The organism is Winogradskyella vincentii (genome assembly GCF_020166345.1).
GTDB classification, from domain to species: domain Bacteria; phylum Bacteroidota; class Bacteroidia; order Flavobacteriales; family Flavobacteriaceae; genus Winogradskyella; species Winogradskyella vincentii.
On the sequence record NZ_JAIUJS010000003.1, the window covers coordinates 119,362 to 138,232 of the forward strand.

Sequence of the window (18,871 nt, forward strand, 5' to 3'; positions counted from 1 at the left end):
TTAGGCAAATTTATCTCTATGCTCAAAAAAATATTTGGAAGCGCCGTATTTGGTGTTGAGGCTACAACAATCACAGTTGAGGTCAATGTTGATAAAGGAATCGGTTATCATCTTGTAGGTCTTCCGGATAATGCCATAAAAGAGAGCAATTATAGAATCGCTGCGGCACTTCAGAACAATGGTTATCGTATTCCTGGTAAAAAGATTACAATTAATATGGCACCAGCAGATCTTCGTAAAGAAGGATCGGCTTATGATTTAACACTGGCTATTGGAATCCTCACAGCCTCTAATCAAATAAAAGCAGAAGATCTTGGTGATTACCTTATCATGGGAGAATTGTCCCTAGACGGTAGTTTACAACCTATTAAGGGGGCTTTGCCTATTGCGGTTAAAGCTAGGGAAGAAGGATTTAAAGGATTTATTCTTCCAAAGCAAAATGCAAAAGAAGCCGCTATTGTAAATGATTTAAAAGTTTATGGTGTTGAGAATATTACTGAAGTTATAAATCATTTTGATAAAGGTGAATTAATTGAAGAGGTAATTGTAGACACTAGAGAGGAGTTTTATAAGAATTTGGATTTTCCTGAATTTGATTTTGCAGATGTTAAGGGACAAGAAAGTATTAAACGCTGTATGGAAATTGCCGCAGCAGGTGGCCATAATATAATATTAATAGGTCCACCAGGTTCTGGTAAAACCATGTTAGCAAAGCGATTACCAAGTATTTTACCACCAATGACGTTGCATGAAGCTTTAGAAACCACCAAAATACATTCAGTTGTAGGTAGAGTTCAGGCACATGCTGGTTTAATGGCTCAACGTCCATTTAGAAGCCCACATCATACCATATCTAATGTTGCACTTGTTGGGGGTGGGAGTTACCCGCAACCAGGAGAGATTTCATTAAGCCATAATGGTGTTCTGTTTTTAGACGAATTACCAGAATTTAAGCGAGAAGTTTTGGAGGTTATGCGTCAACCTTTGGAAGATAGAGAGGTAACGATTAGCAGAGCTAAGTTTACTGTTACATACCCATCATCGTTTATGTTGGTGGCCAGTATGAACCCAAGCCCAGGCGGTTATTTTAATGATCCTGATGCTCCTGTAACCTCTAGTCCTGCTGAAATGCAACGCTATTTAAGTAAGATTTCGGGACCTTTGTTAGATCGTATAGATATACATATTGAAGTTACTCCAGTACCTTTTGAAAAGCTTTCAGATGACAGAAAAGGTGAATCGTCAGTACAAATAAGGGAGCGAGTTACAAAAGCCAGAGATATTCAGACCAATCGTTTTAAAGCCTTAGAAAATGTGCACTACAATGCACAGATGAATACCAAGCAAATACGAGAGTATTGCAAATTAGATGAGGCTTCATTACAATTATTAAAATCTGCTATGGAACGTTTAAATCTCTCAGCTAGGGCTTACGATAGAATCTTAAAAGTGGCTAGAACCATTGCCGATTTAGAAGGGTCTGACAGTGTTACAGGATCTCATATTAGTGAGGCTATACAGTATCGTAGTCTAGATCGTGAAGGTTGGTTGGGTTAGTCACTTCTATTAAAGGTGTTACCTTCGAGTTCAGATTTCCTCCATTCTTCGTCTTCGATACTATATTGGTAAATAAAAGATTTAGTTGGTTTACCATTATATAGCTCAAAGGCAAAGTGATCTCCTATTTTTGTCAAATTCATATAACGGTTTTCACTGATGGGTAACAATTCTATTTTTGGAAATACCCGACCATTTTCCATTTGCTGTCGTTTGTAAAAGAGTTTACCATCTTCCATCCAGAATTTTCTTGGTCCATAAGTACCAACCACTTCATTTAATTGTTTAAATAACGCTGTGGAATCTATACTTTTTACATAATTTATATATGCTAAAGCATCCTTTAAATAATAATGCTTTGGGTTGGTTTCAATGGCCTTTTCATAAGCTACTTTTGCACTGTCCAGCTGGTTGCTTTCTAACAAACGTTCTGATTGTAGAATGGAATCGTCCATTTTCCAAGACCAATCTTTATAATTCCTATCTTTCCTATATTCAAAATGTTCAAAAATGTAGAATTCACCGATTTCATCTGGATAAAACTTTTTTAACACAGTCTTACCTGATGAAGCCGTTCCTCTTACAATGATATTGTCTCCTGCGAGTATATAAGGCATAATGCTTTGATTAGACGTGTAATGTAAAAGTGTATTATTTTCTACCCAGATGGTGTAAGTTTGCTCAGAGTTATTAGATCTATAAAAGCCTTCAAACCTTTGTAATTTTTCATCTGTAGGTTTATTGTTCTTTAAATAAGATAAAGCTATATCATTTACCTTTGTCATTTTTTCCAAATCTGGATGAAGTAATTTGAACTTATCATGAATTTTTTGAGCCTCTTCAATATCGCCTTTTAGTATTAAGGGTCTCAATTTTAAATGAAAGACAGTTTCATCGTTAAGATCTGCTAAACTCACCAAATCTATTTGCTTAAGTATATAATCATAATCTTCACGTATTAAGGCCGCCTCAATTAATAAAGCTCCATTATTTACACTTTTTTTGTTTGCCCAAGCATCATACGCACGTTGTGTATAGGCTTTTAAATTTTTGGTTCTGCCGTAAATATTATATAAAATTCTGTTATAGGTGTCATCGCTGGGGTTCACTTCTAGTTGTAATTTCACCAGTTGTTCAGCATTATTATACTCATCATAGGCCAGATTTTTTAGGATGAGTGCTTCACCCTGTTTTTGCAAGGGTAGTCTCGAACGGTATTTATAGGCATTATCGGCGAGTAGTCTTTCTTCATATTTTCCTTGATTAAAGGTTAAGTTTCGTTTTCCATTTTCTAAATAAGCTAAGGCAAAGGTCTCATCTTCGAATACGGCATTGGTGTAATCCTTTTCTATAAAATACTCTATGGCCTTAAGTGAGGTGCTGGTAAACTCTTTTACATTAATATCTAAATATTTGGGTCTATTAAATTCCTTTGATGTAAAATTATCCGTGACAAATACCGATATATCATCAATAATATTTAACACATCCGTGCCTTTAAAGGTTTGTTGATTAATGATTTTTGCAGTTTTACTTTTTCTAATGAAGGCTGTTAGAATATAAGTACTGTCTTTAATTTCAAATTCGCCATCTACATAATAATCATTAAAATAACCTGCTCCTCTTACTTTGTCTTGCGTGTTATTTGCATTAGCTACTTCGGGACTTAAATTTTTATTTTGTAGTAAATCCTCAACTAACAAATAGTTGATACCAAATTGTAACCATTGTTTGGAGCTGTCAACTTCCTTTGGTTTAAAAGGGAATACATAGAAACCAGTTCTAAATTCTTCTTTTGTGATCAATGCAGATCTTTTTTCGCCACTTTCAGTTTCGTAATCAATAGATTTTGTTGTTGCTCCTAAATCACTATTGCCAAAACCTATATAGGTGACACCCATAATTAGCAAAATGTTTAAGGGGAAAATAATTTTTTCCCTTTTCTTAAGTATTAACTTATTAATACGGTCTTGGTTGTAAAAGTAAATTAGTAATGAAGGGATAATGCCAACAAAAATCCAGAGCAATAGGTCTACCCAATAGGGCGAAATACTGTAACGGTTTAGTGCCCAATCAACAAATTGTAAGAAGGTCCAGGCTGCAACGAGATAGGCAGCTAAAAACTTTAAAGTGGTAAGCCATTTTTTCTGCTTACTTGGTTGGGTTGGCATATTAGGTGTTTAGATTAAATAAATCTATTAATTGTATACTTAGGTAACCACAATAAATATAAGGACTATTTGATTTATTTGTGTCCTGATGCTCTTAAAAGTTACATGGATTTACAATTAATTGTATTTTTACTCTATATGTAAATCATACTTTTATGGGTAAACTTCTTTCATTAATTGTCTTTTCGATATTTGTTATAAGTTGCAATAATTCTGAAGACAAAAAAACATTGCCAAGCAATGTTGACGAAGTCATTATTGCTAAAACTCCAGTATTAAATTTAGAAGAAGCCAACCGTTTGGCCCAGTTGCCCTTACATTGTATGAATACCGAGTATCCCAACAAATTAAACCAAACCATAGGTGATGCTTCCGACTTAAAGACGCCAAAAGAATTGCATCCTGCATTTTACGGTTGTTTCGATTGGCACTCTGCGGTACACGGCCATTGGAGTTTAGTATCGCTATTGAAACAATTTCCGGAAATAAACAACAAGACTGCTATTGAGCAAAAATTACTTCAAAATATATCCAAGGAAAATATTGAGCAAGAAATCCTATACTTCGAAGGGAAGCACAATAAATCTTTTGAGCGTACCTATGGTTGGGCATGGCTTTTAAAATTGGCAGAAGAGTTGCATACTTGGGATAGTGATGTGGCCAGGCAACTACAATCTAATTTGCAACCAATGACAGATATGATTGTTGCTAAATATCTTGAGTTTTTACCTAAGCTTAATTATCCTATTCGTGTTGGTGAACATCCAAATACAGCATTCGGGCTGAGTTTTGCTTATGATTATGCCGTTACCTTAGAACAGGACGAGTTAAAGACAATGATAGAAACGCGTGCTAGAGATTTCTATAGTAGCGATTCAAACTGTCCATTGCAATGGGAACCTAGTGGCTTTGATTTTTTATCCCCTTGTTTAGAGGAAGCGGCTTTAATGAAACGTGTGTTGTCAGCAGATGAATTCAAGACCTGGATTAATGATTTTATGCCTCAGTTAATGGACAAATCATTTCATATTGAAACAGGAAAAGTTTCAGATAGAACCGATGGTAAGTTGGTTCACCTAGATGGCGTTAACTTTTCTAGAGCGTGGAGTTTAAACTATATTGCTAAAGGCTTACCGGATTACAAGCATTTAAGGAACCTCGCTAATGCACATATTAATTATTCATTACCAAGTATAGTAGGAGACAGTTACGAAGGTGGCCATTGGCTTGGTAGTTTTGCAATTTATGCATTGAATTCTATCGAATAATGATAAAGAATTTCTTTAAAAATATTGGTCCTGGACCCTTGGTTGCAGCAGCCTTTATTGGTCCTGGAACCGTGACCTTATGTACTATAGCAGGTGCTAACTTTGGTTATGCTTTATTATGGGCAATGGTATTGTCAATAGTTGCAACTATCGTTTTGCAGGAAATGGCAGCAAGATTAGGTGTGATTTCTCAAAAGGGTTTATCTCAAGTTATTAGGGAGGAAATTAGAAACCCGCTTTTAAGAAATTTTGCAATTATATTGGTGATCAGTGCCATAGTAGTTGGTAACGCTGCCTATGAGGCTGGTAATATTAGTGGTGGCGTGTTAGGCTTGCAAACGCTGTTGGGAAATACTTATGTAGATATATTGGGTTTCCGGTTAGAAATTATGGCGCTTTTAATTGGCTTATGTGCATTTATATTGCTTTATATTGGTAATTATAAAATTTTAGAAAGGGTTTTAGTTGGGCTTGTTATATTTATGAGTTTAGCATTCGTGACTACTGCCATCATCACTAAACCAAATATTGTTGAGGTGTTTAAAGGTGCTTTTATACCGAGTACACCATCTGAAAGCATACTAACGGTAATAGGGTTAATCGGTACAACGGTAGTGCCTTATAATTTGTTTCTACATGCTTCGTTGGCCAAAACAAAATGGAAACAAAAATCTGATTTAAGTTTTGCTAGAAAGGATACTATAATAGCCGTAATATTGGGTGGTTTGGTGTCTATGTGTATTATTATTTCAGCAAGTGCTATTCAAGATCAAAGCATAAATAATGCTACTGATTTGGCTAAAGGGTTGGAACCACTTTTTGGTAGCTATGCTAAGTACTTTTTATCCATAGGTCTTTTTGCGGCAGGTATTACAAGTGCAATAACGGCACCTTTGGCTGCTGCATTTGTTGCTAGTGGATGTTTGGGTTGGGAATACAACTTAAAATCTACAAAGTTTAGAGTGGTTTGGATATTCATTTTAGCTTTAGGAGTAATATTTGCCTCAGTTGGTTTTAAATCTATTGAAGTTATAAAATTTGCTCAGGTTGCCAATGGGCTATTATTACCTGTAATTGCAGGTTTTTTACTCTGGGTTATGAATAAAACTGAAGTTTTAGGTAAGTACAAAAATTCTTTAATCCAGAATATTTTAGGGTTTGTTGTTGTCTTAATTGCAATCTTTTTAGGAGTAAAAGGAATAATGTCTGTATTTAATATGATTTAAAATGACTAAAACATATAGTGTTGACATTAACGCAGATTTAGGTGAGGGCATAGGTAATGAAGAAATGCTCATGCCATTTCTATCCTCTTGCAATATAGCTTGTGGTGGTCATGCTGGTGATAAATCAATAATACAAGAGGTTTTAAAACTCGCCAAGCAACATAATGTAAAAGTTGGTGCACATCCTTCATTTCCAGATCGCGAGAATTTTGGAAGAAAGATTATGGATATTGAGCCTAAAGATTTAAAAGTAAGCTTATTACAACAGATTCATGAATTAAAGAAATTGGCTGATGAATTGGGTCTTGAATTAAATCATATAAAGCCACATGGTGCACTTTACAACTTAATAACCATTGACAAAGAAACTGCCAATATTGTAGTTGAAACTATAAAAGATCTTGATTTTGAAGTGAAGCTTTATGCGCCTTTTAATTCAGTGATTGCCAAACTTGCAATTGCTAATAATATTGAAGTAGTTTATGAAGCTTTTGCCGATAGAAATTACAATGAAGATTTAACCTTGGTATCGCGTAAATTGAATAATGCTATTAAGCATAAAAAAGAAGAGGTTTTAAGTCATGTTTTAGGGATGGTTAAAGACCAAAAAGTAATCACTGTAAATCATCAAGAGAGAATGATAAAAGCATCTACTTTTTGCGTGCATGGTGATACTGAAAACGCGCTCGAAATAGTTAGATATTTAAATTCAGAATTACCAAAAAACGGAGTAGAAGTAGAGTAGTTTTTTATGGCATTCAATCTGAAATATTCAAAGTTTAATAGTAGTTCAATTTTAATTGAATGGCCACAAAGTATTGATCAAAACATACTAAGTGATATCTTAAAATTTAAAAAATCTATTAATTCTCACTATATTAAACTTAAAGTTGAGGTAATTAATACATATGCCTCAATATTAATAATATATGATTTTACTATAGATAACTTCAATGATGAATTTTTAACGCTAAAACAGTTATATTCAAGTCTCAATACTACACAAAATTTTGATACTAAGCTTTGGGAGATTCCGGTTTGTTATGATGATATATTCGGACCAGATTTAATTCAATATTCTGTAACAAAAGAGATATCCAAATCAAAGATTATTGAATGTCATACAAGCAATCTTTATACAGTTTATTTTTTGGGTTTTTTACCAGGTTTTTTATACCTCGGAGGTCTCGATCCAAAACTGAATCTGGCTCGAAAAAAATCACCTTCATTAAATGTAAAAAAAGGATCTGTTGCTATCGGTGGAAATCAAACGGGAATTTACCCTCAAGCGAGTCCTGGAGGTTGGCATGTTATCGGAAATTCTCCAGTGGAATTGTTTAATCCAAAACAAAGTCCTCCATGTAAGATAATGTCTGGAGATAAAATAAGGTTCTATCAAATCAGCAAAACAGAACATGCAAGAATAAGAGAAGAGATAGATTCTAATGCTTTTAATCTAATTTCAACACCTCATAATGCTTAAAGTTGTTAAATCAGGTTTTTACACCACCATTCAAGATTCTGGTAGATTTGGCTATAGAGCCTATGGTGTTCCTGTTTCTGGAGTGATGGATTCTTATTCTAGTCATTATGCTAATTCTATATTAGGTAATGATGCAGATTGTGCCGTTTTAGAAATTACAATGATCGGACCTGAGTTGCACTTTGATGAACCGACTCAAATAGCTATAGCAGGTGCAGACATGGGACCAATGTTAAATGGTAACCTCATATCTAATAATCAAGTAATTGATATAAAACCTAATGATGTTTTAAGTTTTGAAGGTCTTAGAAAGGGATTAAGATGTTATCTGGCCATAAAAGGAGGATTACAATCTGAAGTTTATCTTGGTAGTAGAAGTATGTACAATACAATCACGGAATCAGGCACTCTAAAGGCTGGTGAGAAAATATACTATGAAAAGTCACCTTCAAATTCTATTAAGACGTATTCCAATGTAAAATATGATCATGATCTTCTTTCAACTAACATTCTAGAAGTTGAAAATGGACCTGAATACAATGAATTACCCCAAGAACTCAAAAATAAATTAAGCACACTTCAGTTTAAAGTTTCTAAGTTTAATAACCGCATGGCCTATCAATTGGAGCCACTAATACCTAATACTTTAAAAACCATAATAACCTCACCTGTATTGCCAGGTACAGTTCAACTAACACCAAATGGGAATCTCATTATTTTAGTGCGAGATTGCCAAACAACAGGTGGATATCCAAGAGTACTGCAACTAACTGAAAGGTCACTTAATATTCTGAGTCAGAAGCGACAAGAAGAGCAGGTAAGTTTTAGATTAACGTATTAGAATTGTAAGAAAAATTTGATGCTTTATTTTTTTCTATTGAATAATTTCGATAATTTGCTATTGACTATTAATTAAAATTCTCATTTATGAAAAAATTAGGACCTCTTTTATTAGGGCTTATTATTGGTGCATTGGCCATGTATTTTTATTGCAACCAAGGCGAATCAGAAATGACAACAGCACAAGAAATCACAAAGCCCAAAGGCGTTATTACACCGGCACAAGCAAAAACATTGGACCAAGCTTACAACCTTAAGCACAATATTATCAATGATTCATTATTTAGAAAATCTGCAGACGGAGGTGATAACCGTTCATCCTGGTGGTCTATAGAAGATATCCAAAATTACATTAACTATGCTGAGAATCAAGCCGGTGAATTAGGATATACCATGGATGGACTTAGAGTGTACTTAGGGTCATATCCTGCAGAAAAAGGTGAGATGGCTGGACTAACAACAATGTTCATAGTTCCGACTGGTAAAAAGAACACCTCACAAGGTGCTGTATTTGCAGTACAACCAATGAGTGGTGATATCCCTGGTGGTAATGGTTTAAATATTGGACAAAGTGGAGAGCCACCAGGAGCGAATTACCCTCAGTAATAAAAAGATTATAGGTTAAATGAGAACGTCTGTTTTTCTCTTTCATCTTCTCGAACTTGTAGCTGCAATATCGGCGTCAATTTATTGGCTCAAAACTAAGGATAAGAGTATAAGACCATTTGTTTGGTATTTGTGGGTTATTGTTTGTGTTGAAACCATTGGCTTATATCCATATTTGTATGATATTACAGATAATTCAATTATAAAGGCTATTGCAAATTCTAGAATAAGACGAAATTCCTGGATATATAATATTTACAATCCAATTGCCGTATTATTAATTGGTAAATTTTTAATTGCCAATACTAAAGATTTAATATCACATAAGGTAATAACTTTATTGTCTTGGTCTTATGTCTTTTTCTGCATCGGTTATTTTATAATAACCAACAGTTTTTTTAAACATGGGCTTCCTTATGACTTTATCGTTTCAACTTTTGTAATTTTCACAATGGTAATGTTGTATTTGAGAGAATTAATTAGAAGTGATAAAATTTTAAGATTTTACAAAACTCCAGTTTTTTATGTAACCATAGCCTTGTTATTATGGTATATTTGTTTGACACCATTATTTATTTTTGATTCTCATTTTTTAGAAATAAACCCTGAGTTTAATGCTTTTAGAAGAACTTTTCTTGACACCTCAAATATAATTTTGTATTCATGGTATACCTTTGCGTTTTTATATCCTTTACGTTACAAAAAGAAATCAGCACAGAAATAATATCATTAATAGCATATGTCGCTTTTTTTGTTTTAGCGTTAATTTTTGTCTTTGTTGTTTTTTTCACAGCCTTTCAACGTCGCAAAAATCAACTTTTACTAGATAAGATTAATCAGCAAAAGGCATTTGACGAAGAATTGGTAAAATCACAGCAAGAAATCCAAGAAGCAACTCTAAAACATGTAGGTAGAGAACTACATGATAATGTAGGACAACTATTAGCTTTTACAACCATGCAATTAAAAGCATTTGAAAAAGTAGCTGAGAAGGGTATTTTACCAAAATTAACCAAAGCTCAAGAAGCTGTAGCGTCTTCATTGACTGAGGTAAGAGCATTATCTAGATCATTGAATAATGACGTTATTCTGAATGCAGGATTTAATGCTACCGTTAAGAATGAGATTGAGCGATTAAACAATTCAGGATTAATTGAAGCTTCCTTTAATGTATTTGGAGAGAATGCAAACTTTGAAAATGGTAAAGATGAAATAATTTTATTCAGAATATTACAGGAATTTTTCTCTAATACACTTAAATATGCCAATGCAGATAAATTAGAGGTTAACATTACATATTCTGATAATGACCTTGTTCTAAGTGTGAGTGATGATGGTGATGGTTTTGATTTTGATGACGTTCAAAAAAGTTCTGGACTTATCAATATGGAAAAGCGCTCAGAACTAATAAATGCAGAATTTAATTTAACATCTCAAAAAGGTAAAGGGACACAACTAAAAATTAAATACCCTTATAGAGCTCTTAGCTAGTCTCACATGCTTTCCATAAAGCATCCATAGGAGTAGGGGCAATTATTTCAAGATGTTCATTTTTAACTGGGTGATCAAAATGCAATTGTCTAGAATGTAAGCTTATGCTTGCATCTCTGTTACTCCTGTCATAGCCATATTTTAAATCACCTTTAATCGGACAACCAATTGATGCTAATTGAGTTCTTATTTGGTGATGCCTGCCCGTTTCAAGATCTATTTCTAGCAAGTAGAAGTTTTCTAATGTTTTAATTACTTTGTAATGTAGAATCGCCTTTTTGCTATTGTTAACTTCTTTGTTGAATGCTTGAGATTTATTGTTTTTAGGATTTTTTCGTAACCAATGAATTAAGGTGTCCTCTAATTTTAGTGGTTTGTTTTTTACCAAAGCCCAATAAGTTTTTTTGGCTTTTTTCTCAGCAAATAGTTTATTAAGTCTAGGTAAAGCTTTACTAGTTCTAGCGAAAAGTACTATACCCGTAGTTGGTCTATCTAATCGATGTACAACTCCTAAATAAACATTACCTGGTTTATTATATTTTATCTTCAGGTATTCTTTTACAACTTCAGAAAGTGGTTTGTCGCCAGTTTTATCACCTTGTACAATATCACCAGCTCGTTTATTTATGACAATGATATGGTTATCTTCATAGAGTACTTGAAGATTGGATTTATTTGAAAAAATTTTTGAATTCAATTTCTGATTTAATACTGTTCCTTCTCGTTCGGAAAGTCTTCAGACTTAACGTCATTCACATATTGCCCAATAGCTTTAGTCATGTCTTCATATAAATTCATATATCTTCGAAGAAAACGAGGATTAAACTCGTGTGTCATCCCAATCATGTCGTGCAGAACCAGTACTTGTCCATCAACGCCATCGCCAGCACCAATCCCGATTACTGGTATTGAGATACTTTCAGCCACTTCTTTTGCCAACTTAGCAGGTATTTTTTCCAATACTATGGCGAAGCATCCAGCTTTTTCAAGCATTAAAGCATCTTCCTTCAATTGCTGTGCTTCTTGCTCTTCCTTTGCTCTTACTGTATAAGTACCAAATTTATAGATTGATTGTGGTGTTAGGCCCAAATGTCCCATTACAGGAATCCCTGCATTTAAAATACGTTTAATAGATTCCTTTATTTCTTTACCTCCTTCCATTTTAACAGCATGTCCGCCACTTTCTTTCATTATTCTAATAGCAGATCTCAGAGCTTCTTTTGGATCACTCTGGTACGTTCCGAAAGGTAAATCAACAACAACAAGACAGCGATCAATCGCCCTGATTACAGAAGATGCATGATAAATCATCTGGTCTAATGTTATTGGTAATGTGGTTTCGTGACCAGCCATTACATTACTCGCTGAATCCCCAACGAGAATAACATCAACACCTGCACCATCTACTATCTTAGCCATGGTATAATCGTAGGCAGTTAGCATAGATATTTTTTCACCCTTAGATTTCATATCAACAAGGGTTTTAACTGTAATTCTTTTGTATTCGGATTTGGCTACAGACATATTGTTTAAATTAGTTGCACGTAAAAATAAGAGTTTTGTTAAACTTTTGTTTAATCTAAATTAGAAATAAGATTGAATACTTACATTTTAATAAATACTAAAACTATGCGAATCTTATTAATTATAATTATGATTGGTTTCAACAATGCTGTTTCAGCTCAGAATTCAGAAGAGGAAAATGTAAAGAATACTATAGAAGCGTTCTTTGAGGCTTTTCATAAACAAGATACAACAGCAATGAAATCTATGGCAAAAGGAGATATTTTAATGCAATCTATTTCCGTAAATAAAGAGGGAAAGACTGTATTGAATGCAAATAGTTATGAGGATTTTCTTAGAAACATTGCAAGTATTCCTAAAGACCGATCATTTGAAGAGAAGTTATTGGATTATTCTATACAAATTGATGGTAAAATGGCAAATGCATGGACGCCTTATGAGTTTTGGTATATGGAAAAATTAAGTCATTGCGGCGTAAACTCTTTTCAACTTATTAAAGAGAATGATAAATGGAAAATAATTTATCTTGTAGATACTAGACGTCGAGAAGGCTGTAAATAAAAAACAGTTTTGATAATTTTTATTTATCAAAACTGCTTCTCTAAATTAATTCTAATAATTATCGTCTAGGAAATTCAGTAATTCCAAAAGCATCCTGTACTGCTTCTAGATTTGAAATATCTAAACGTCCTACGTTATCTGCAGGTACTACCACAACTCTAAACACTTGCTCGTCTGTATAAGATGGGTCTAACAAGGAAAAATCAGTGGTACCATCTAGAAAAAAGCGCACATCATTTTGAGTAAAGTCGTAATTATAAACTAGGACACCGTCATCAAAATATTCTGTTTGTGGTAATAGTCTCCAAATGTCCTGTCCATTGTCAACTTCCCAAGAAATATATACCAATGTAACATCTGTAGGTAATACGTTAAAACCATATGGTTCTATAAATTCATAATTATTGCCTGGTGTAAAATCCAGAACAATTTCAAAAGCAGAAGAGGCAATTACTTCGCCATCCAGGCCATCTAGACCGTCAAATCCAGGAGGTCCTTGCGGACCTTCGCATGCTGTGAATAAAAGTGTAAATACTGTAAGTAAGGATAAAATACGTTTCATAATAACTAATGTTTTTTCTTATTATATCAAAGCGCATACCAAAGTGGTTTTGGTTAGAGTTTATTTCAAAATAATCTATATGACATCATGTCATATTTTTTGACATGGCATAATACTTGACTTATTGTTGTCGAGTTTAAATATTAAAAAACAACATAACACACATAAAAATTATGAGTAAGATTATTGGAATAGATTTAGGAACAACCAACTCTTGCGTTTCAGTAATGGAGGGTAATGAGCCTGTTGTAATACCTAATGCAGAAGGTAAGCGCACAACGCCTTCAGTTATCGCTTTCGTAGAAGGCGGTGAAATCAAAGTTGGCGATCCAGCAAAAAGACAAGCAGTGACTAACCCACAAAAAACAGTTTATTCTATTAAACGTTTTATGGGGAATAAATATTCTGAATCAAAGAAAGAAGCGGAACGCGTACCATATAAAGTAGTAAAAGGTGATAATGATACACCAAGAGTAGATATTGATGGTCGTTTATATACACCACAAGAATTATCTGCTATGATTCTTCAAAAAATGAAGAAAACCGCAGAAGATTATTTAGGTACAGATGTTAGTAGAGCAGTAATTACTGTTCCTGCTTATTTTAACGATGCACAACGTCAAGCTACTAAGGAAGCTGGTGAGATTGCTGGTTTAAAAGTAGAAAGAATTATCAACGAGCCTACGGCTGCGGCATTGGCTTATGGTATGGATAAGAAAGGAACTGACCAAAAGATAGTTGTATTTGACTTTGGTGGTGGTACACATGACGTTTCTATCCTAGAATTAGGAGATGGCGTATTTGAGGTATTATCTACTGATGGTGACACACACTTAGGTGGTGATGATGTTGATGAGAGAATTATCGATTGGTTAGCGGAAGAGTTTATGAAGGATGAAGATATGGATCTTCGTAAAGACCCTATGGCTTTACAACGTCTTAAAGAAGCAGCTGAAAAAGCTAAGATTGAATTATCATCATCTACCCAAACAGAGATTAACCTGCCATATGTAACTGCAACGGCGAGTGGACCTAAGCACTTAGTTCGTACATTGTCTCGTAGCAAATTTGAGCAGTTAATTGATGATTTAATTAAGAGAACTATAGAGCCATGTGAATCTGCATTGAAAGCTGCAGGTTTATCAAAGAGCGATATAGATGAAATTATATTAGTGGGAGGATCTACAAGAATTCCGGCGGTTCAAGAGGCAGTTGAGAAATTCTTTGGTAAGGCACCAAGTAAAGGTGTAAATCCAGATGAGGTAGTTTCTCTAGGTGCAGGTATCCAAGGTGGTGTATTAACTGGAGATGTTAAAGATGTTCTTCTTTTGGATGTAACACCATTATCTCTTGGTATAGAAACTATGGGTAATGTAATGACAAAGTTGATTGAAGCAAATACTACGATCCCAACAAAGAAATCTCAAGTATTCTCAACTGCTGCTGATAATCAACCTTCAGTTGAAATTCATGTTTTACAGGGAGAGCGTCCAATGGCTGCAGATAACAAAACAATTGGTCGTTTCCATTTAGATGGAATTCCACCAGCGAGACGCGGTACACCGCAGATTGAAGTTACTTTCGATATTGATGCAAATGGTATAATCAAAGTATCTGCTGAAGATAAAGCTACAGGTAAAAAGCAAGATATTAGAATTGAAGCGTCTTCAGGTTTAACAGAAGAAGAAATTGCAAAAATGAAAGCTGAAGCAGAGGCAAATGCTGAAGCAGACGCTAAAGCAAAAGAAACTGCGGAGAAATTGAATCAGGCAGATGCAATGATCTTCCAAACTGAAAAGCAGTTAGAAGAATTTGGTGATAAATTATCTGATGATAAGAAAAAGCCAATCGAGGATGCTTTAGAAGAGTTAAAGAAAGCTTATGAAACTAAAGATATTGCTGTAATTGAGCCTGCTTTAGAAAAAATCAATGAAGCTTGGAAAGTGGCGAGTGAAGAAATGTATAAAGCTCAAGCTGAAGCGCAACAAGGTGGTGCTCAACCAGGTCCTGATGCAGGTCAAGGAGATGCAGGTGAGACTAATGATGTTGAAGATGTAGATTTTGAAGAGGTGAAGTAATAAATAACACTTCAATATAAAATTAAACCCAGCAGAAATGCTGGGTTTTTTGTTTAATAATGTTACTTTGTAAATCTCCTTCCGTATGAGTACATTAAAAAAAATAATACAGGTACAACTACCAAAACGTACTGCTGTGAAACTCACCTCCAAGGGTGAGCAATTTGTTGTAAAAGGACATCCATGGGTATTTTCCAATAGTATTGTGAAGGCTTCCGGCAACCCTCATACAGGGGATATTGCAATAATTTTTAGTAAGAATAAAAATAAGGTAATAGCAATTGGTTTGTACGATTCTAATTCACCGATAAGAATAAAGATTATTCATAATGGAAAGAACAGAGTTGAAATTAATGCTAAGTTTTTTCATCAAAAAATCCAATTGGCTTATGAAAAGCGTACTGATTTATTAAAGACCAATACAAATAGTTACAGACTTCTATTTGGGGAAAATGATGGTTTTCCAGGGTTGATAGCAGATGTTTATGATAAGGTACTCGTTATAAAACTTTATTCTGAAATTTGGTTGCCTTATTTGGAATCGATAATGGAAAGTCTTCAAGAAACCTCCAAGACAAAAACTGTAGTAGTCCGTTTAAGTCGAAAATTACAAAAAAGTAAAAGTCATGGTTTGAAAGACGGTAATGTAATTATCGGAACGTTGGACCATGAGGTAGTTCAATTTATTGAACATGGTGTGAAATTCTCAGCAAATGTAATTAAAGGCCATAAAACTGGTTATTTTTTAGATCACCGAGAGAACAGAAGAAGAGTAGGTGAATTAAGCAAAGGAAAAACAGTTTTAGATGTTTTTTCATATGCTGGAGGTTTTTCCGTACACGCCTTGGCTAATAGTGCAGACGAAGTTACTAGTGTAGATATTAGTAAGCAAGCACTTGATATAGCCAGGAATAATGCAAAGCTCAATGAGTTTAGAGGAATTCATAAAACCATTTCGGGAGATGCATTTCAAGTTTTAGATGACTTAATTAAACATAATAAGAAATATGATGTTGTAGTTATTGATCCACCTAGTTTTGCAAAACAAGAATCTGAAATTTTACTAGCTAAGAAAAAATACGCACAGCTAGCTGAATTGGGAGAACAACTTACTGCTAAAAAAGGACTATTGGTTTTGGCATCTTGTTCGTCTCGAGTTTCTACTCAATCTTTTTTTGATCTAAACCAACAAGTTTTAAATTCTCAAACTCGATTGTTTGAAACATATTTAAAAACTACACATGATATAGACCATCCTATAAGCTTTCTCGAGGGTGCTTATTTAAAATGTGGATATTATAGATTTTTAGAATAAAAAAAGCCTAGTGGTTTCACTAGGCTTTTTTTGTTTTGAACCCCTACATAAAGACGCCTTTTTCATTAATTTTCACTTTCATTTTTTTATCTCCATTTTCCAATCTGACTTTGTAAAGTTTGTCTGTTACTTTATTCATGTAATGATAATTAACTTTGTAGAAATCACTAACAACTGTCCATCCTGGGAAACGTTTAGTAATTGCCTCACCTACAGTTTTAGGTAATTTAACATCCTTATATTTTTCAATAGTTCTTAGAAGTTTACCGTCTTTATCGTAAGCAGCTAAAATTTTACCTTCAGGAATATAGAAGGAAATATTGTATGTTGCATACTCATCTTTGTAAAATTCTGAACTTTTTAGATCGTACATTGCAACTTTTTCTTGCAACATTTTAACTGACATTGGAGTGTCATCCGATTCAACTGAACTCAAATACTTGTAGTTAACAGCTGAAATTTCAATTTCAGGCAACTCAATTACCTGTGCGTATACTTGGCTACTAAATGCTAGTAGAAGTAGTAAGATAAATAGCTTTTTCATGATTTAGTTTTTTATGATTAATAAGCTAAATGTATTATTAACAATTTGATTCTAAAATGATTAAGGTCAGTAATGAAACAATTATGATTAGTGTCAGTAATGTGATTTTGGATTAAACTGTTTTATTATGCATGCATAATAAAATTTATTATATTTGGCAAATACTATTAAAAAATGAAAACTAAACTCACAGAACTTCTTAATATACAGTATCCAATTATTCAGGCACCAATGTTTTTAGTATCAAATGTAGCTATGGTTACAGAAGCTATGAATGCGGGAATTGCTGGTTGTATACCTGCACTAAATTATAGGACTTTAGAAGAATTGAAAAATGCTATAAGACAGTTAAAACAGAATAAAGTGGAAGGAGGCTCCTTTGGATTTAATCTTATTGTTAATAAATCCAATGTTAAGTATTTAGGCCAGCTAGAAGTTTTATGTGAGGAAGGTTGCGATTTTATAATTACGTCGTTAGGTAGTCCTGAAGAAACAATCAGGCAAGCGCATAAAGCAGGTATAAAGGTATTTTGTGACGTTACTGATTTAAAATTTGCGAAGAAGGTAGAGGGATTAGGGGCAGACGCTATCATTGCGGTAAATAATGAAGCTGGTGGACATAGAGGTAATTTATCTCCGGAAGAATTGATTAAAGAATTAACTGACAATTGTGATATTCCAGTCATATCTGCCGGTGGAGTGGGATGCAAGGCAGATATAGATAAGATGCTTGGTTATGGAGCAGAAGGCGTATCTGTTGGTAGTCCATTTATTGCTTCAATTGAAGCTAATGTTACGGATGAATATAAGCAAGCATGTGTAGATTATGGTGCCGAGGATATCATAATGACCGAACGTATTTCTGGCACACCTTGTACGGTAATTAATACACCTTATGTTCAGAAAATAGGGACTAAAGCCACATGGATTGAAAACCTATTGAATAAGAACCGAAAACTTAAGAAGTGGGTGAAAATGATTCGATTCTCAATTGGCATGAAAGCAACAGAAAAAGCTGCTAAAAAAGCAACTTATAAAACCGTTTGGGTTGCTGGTCCAAGTATCGAACATACTAATGCTATATTACCCACTAAACAGATTATCGAGCGGTTAATCAGAGATTGATTTTAGCTTAGCACGCTGTTTCTTTTCTTTTTTTCCAGTAAAAATATTGAAAGTATAACTCGCTGTAAGACCTCCTAACATGGTCGCAATCATTTCTGATGTATCAAACTTTCCACTTATAATGTTGCCATCATAGAATTCTTTAGAAATACCTGCTAACGATGATAAGCCAAAGCTATACCAAAATGCTTTCTTTTTATTTTTTGTTTTAGAATATACCAAAGCATAAGTTCCACTGGATATTGCTGCTCCAGTTAAAAAATGTAATCCGTCATCTTCTAACGTAATCTGGGCGGAACTGTTGTTAACTAAGGTCAGAGCAAGTATTAAAAATAAAATTCTCATTATGGGTTAAGGTTATATTGTATGAAAAGTATACTTTTTTAAATTAAATAACCCGATTTATTCGTTTGAATATTTATTTCAACGATAAACTGTGGATAGCAATTATATTCAACAATATATGTATTTATCCACTTTTGAAGAGGATATATGTAACAAAAGAGCATAATTAACTACG

Annotated in this window: 19 protein-coding genes; 13 read left to right on the forward strand and 6 right to left on the reverse strand. The window is 33.9% G+C overall.

Going from position 1 to position 18,871, the window contains the following annotated elements:
• The first annotated feature begins 18 nt into the window (after positions 1 to 18).
• Positions 19 to 1,557, forward strand: a complete 1,539-nt coding sequence (locus LBV24_RS06425; RefSeq protein WP_224477774.1) for a YifB family Mg chelatase-like AAA ATPase — start codon at positions 19 to 21, stop codon at positions 1,555 to 1,557.
• Here the strand turns inward: LBV24_RS06425 and LBV24_RS06430 are convergent.
• Positions 1,554 to 3,728 (reverse strand): hypothetical protein, encoded by a 2,175-nt coding sequence (locus LBV24_RS06430; protein WP_224477775.1) that lies wholly within the window; start codon positions 3,726 to 3,728, stop codon positions 1,554 to 1,556. The two genes, LBV24_RS06425 and LBV24_RS06430, sit on opposite strands and share 4 nt — an antisense overlap.
• A 155-nt stretch (positions 3,729 to 3,883) precedes the next feature.
• Between LBV24_RS06430 and LBV24_RS06435 the strand changes: the two genes are divergently transcribed.
• The 8 genes from LBV24_RS06435 to LBV24_RS06470 all read left to right on the forward strand — a co-directional run bounded on the left by LBV24_RS06435 (position 3,884) and on the right by LBV24_RS06470 (position 10,642).
• The gene (locus tag LBV24_RS06435) at positions 3,884 to 4,996 is read left to right on the forward strand and encodes a DUF2891 domain-containing protein (RefSeq protein ID WP_224477776.1); all 1,113 of its coding nucleotides are present in this window, start codon (positions 3,884 to 3,886) and stop codon (positions 4,994 to 4,996) included.
• A complete protein-coding gene (locus LBV24_RS06440) occupies positions 4,996 to 6,222 on the forward strand; it encodes an Nramp family divalent metal transporter (RefSeq protein ID WP_224477777.1) in 1,227 nt (408 codons plus the stop codon). The genes LBV24_RS06435 and LBV24_RS06440 overlap by 1 nt, the downstream gene beginning before the upstream one ends.
• Position 6,223: 1 nt before the next feature.
• The gene (gene pxpA, locus LBV24_RS06445; protein ID WP_224477778.1) at positions 6,224 to 6,967 is read left to right on the forward strand and encodes a 5-oxoprolinase subunit PxpA; all 744 of its coding nucleotides are present in this window, start codon (positions 6,224 to 6,226) and stop codon (positions 6,965 to 6,967) included.
• 6 nt (positions 6,968 to 6,973) lie between these two features.
• A complete protein-coding gene (pxpB, locus tag LBV24_RS06450) occupies positions 6,974 to 7,705 on the forward strand; it encodes a 5-oxoprolinase subunit PxpB (RefSeq protein ID WP_224477779.1) in 732 nt (243 codons plus the stop codon).
• Positions 7,698 to 8,546 (forward strand): 5-oxoprolinase subunit C family protein, encoded by an 849-nt coding sequence (locus LBV24_RS06455; RefSeq protein WP_224477780.1) that lies wholly within the window; start codon positions 7,698 to 7,700, stop codon positions 8,544 to 8,546. Before pxpB ends, LBV24_RS06455 begins: the two co-directional genes overlap by 8 nt.
• A gap of 86 nt (positions 8,547 to 8,632) precedes the next feature.
• Entirely contained in the window at positions 8,633 to 9,151 is a 519-nt protein-coding gene (locus LBV24_RS06460; RefSeq protein ID WP_224477781.1) for a hypothetical protein, read from the forward strand.
• 19 nt (positions 9,152 to 9,170) lie between these two features.
• Complete coding sequence (locus tag LBV24_RS06465; protein WP_224477782.1) at positions 9,171 to 9,875, forward strand: hypothetical protein; 705 nt, start codon at positions 9,171 to 9,173, stop codon at positions 9,873 to 9,875.
• A complete protein-coding gene (locus LBV24_RS06470) occupies positions 9,815 to 10,642 on the forward strand; it encodes a sensor histidine kinase (protein WP_224477783.1) in 828 nt (275 codons plus the stop codon). The genes LBV24_RS06465 and LBV24_RS06470 overlap by 61 nt, the downstream gene beginning before the upstream one ends.
• On the opposite strand, the gene LBV24_RS06475 is transcribed toward LBV24_RS06470, so the two are convergent.
• Together LBV24_RS06475 and panB are read right to left on the reverse strand one after the other, a co-directional pair.
• Positions 10,635 to 11,339 carry an RluA family pseudouridine synthase gene (locus tag LBV24_RS06475; RefSeq protein ID WP_224477784.1) on the reverse strand — a complete coding sequence of 235 codons (705 nt, stop codon included), beginning with the start codon at positions 11,337 to 11,339 and terminating at the stop codon, positions 10,635 to 10,637. The genes LBV24_RS06470 and LBV24_RS06475 overlap by 8 nt on opposite strands.
• 8 nt (positions 11,340 to 11,347) lie before the next feature.
• The gene (gene panB, locus LBV24_RS06480) at positions 11,348 to 12,166 is read right to left on the reverse strand and encodes a 3-methyl-2-oxobutanoate hydroxymethyltransferase (protein ID WP_224477785.1); all 819 of its coding nucleotides are present in this window, start codon (positions 12,164 to 12,166) and stop codon (positions 11,348 to 11,350) included.
• Positions 12,167 to 12,271: 105 nt separating this feature from the next.
• Between panB and LBV24_RS06485 the strand changes: the two genes are divergently transcribed.
• Positions 12,272 to 12,727 (forward strand): nuclear transport factor 2 family protein, encoded by a 456-nt coding sequence (locus tag LBV24_RS06485; protein ID WP_224477786.1) that lies wholly within the window; start codon positions 12,272 to 12,274, stop codon positions 12,725 to 12,727.
• Positions 12,728 to 12,785: 58 nt separating this feature from the next.
• Here the strand turns inward: LBV24_RS06485 and LBV24_RS06490 are convergent, their stop codons facing one another.
• Positions 12,786 to 13,289 (reverse strand): hypothetical protein, encoded by a 504-nt coding sequence (locus tag LBV24_RS06490; protein WP_224477787.1) that lies wholly within the window; start codon positions 13,287 to 13,289, stop codon positions 12,786 to 12,788.
• Positions 13,290 to 13,462: 173 nt separating this feature from the next.
• Between LBV24_RS06490 and dnaK the strand changes: the two genes are divergently transcribed.
• Together dnaK and LBV24_RS06500 are read left to right on the forward strand one after the other, a co-directional pair.
• Positions 13,463 to 15,367 (forward strand): molecular chaperone DnaK, encoded by a 1,905-nt coding sequence (gene dnaK, locus LBV24_RS06495; protein WP_224477788.1) that lies wholly within the window; start codon positions 13,463 to 13,465, stop codon positions 15,365 to 15,367.
• 85 nt (positions 15,368 to 15,452) lie between these two features.
• On the forward strand, positions 15,453 to 16,682 hold the full coding sequence (locus LBV24_RS06500; protein ID WP_224477789.1) for a class I SAM-dependent rRNA methyltransferase: 1,230 nt from the start codon (positions 15,453 to 15,455) through the stop codon (positions 16,680 to 16,682).
• A 43-nt stretch (positions 16,683 to 16,725) separates the two neighbouring features.
• Here LBV24_RS06500 and LBV24_RS06505 read toward each other — a convergent pair whose 3' ends face one another.
• Positions 16,726 to 17,226: a nicotinate-nucleotide adenylyltransferase gene (locus LBV24_RS06505; protein WP_224477790.1), complete on the reverse strand. Its 501-nt coding sequence runs from the start codon at positions 17,224 to 17,226 to the stop codon at positions 16,726 to 16,728.
• 174 nt (positions 17,227 to 17,400) lie between these two features.
• On the opposite strand from LBV24_RS06505, the gene LBV24_RS06510 reads away from it, so the two are divergent.
• Positions 17,401 to 18,351 carry an NAD(P)H-dependent flavin oxidoreductase gene (locus tag LBV24_RS06510; protein WP_224477791.1) on the forward strand — a complete coding sequence of 317 codons (951 nt, stop codon included), beginning with the start codon at positions 17,401 to 17,403 and terminating at the stop codon, positions 18,349 to 18,351.
• Here the strand turns inward: LBV24_RS06510 and LBV24_RS06515 are convergent.
• Positions 18,337 to 18,696, reverse strand: a complete 360-nt coding sequence (locus LBV24_RS06515; protein ID WP_224477792.1) for a hypothetical protein — start codon at positions 18,694 to 18,696, stop codon at positions 18,337 to 18,339. The genes LBV24_RS06510 and LBV24_RS06515 overlap by 15 nt on opposite strands.
• Positions 18,697 to 18,871: the final 175 nt, after the last annotated feature.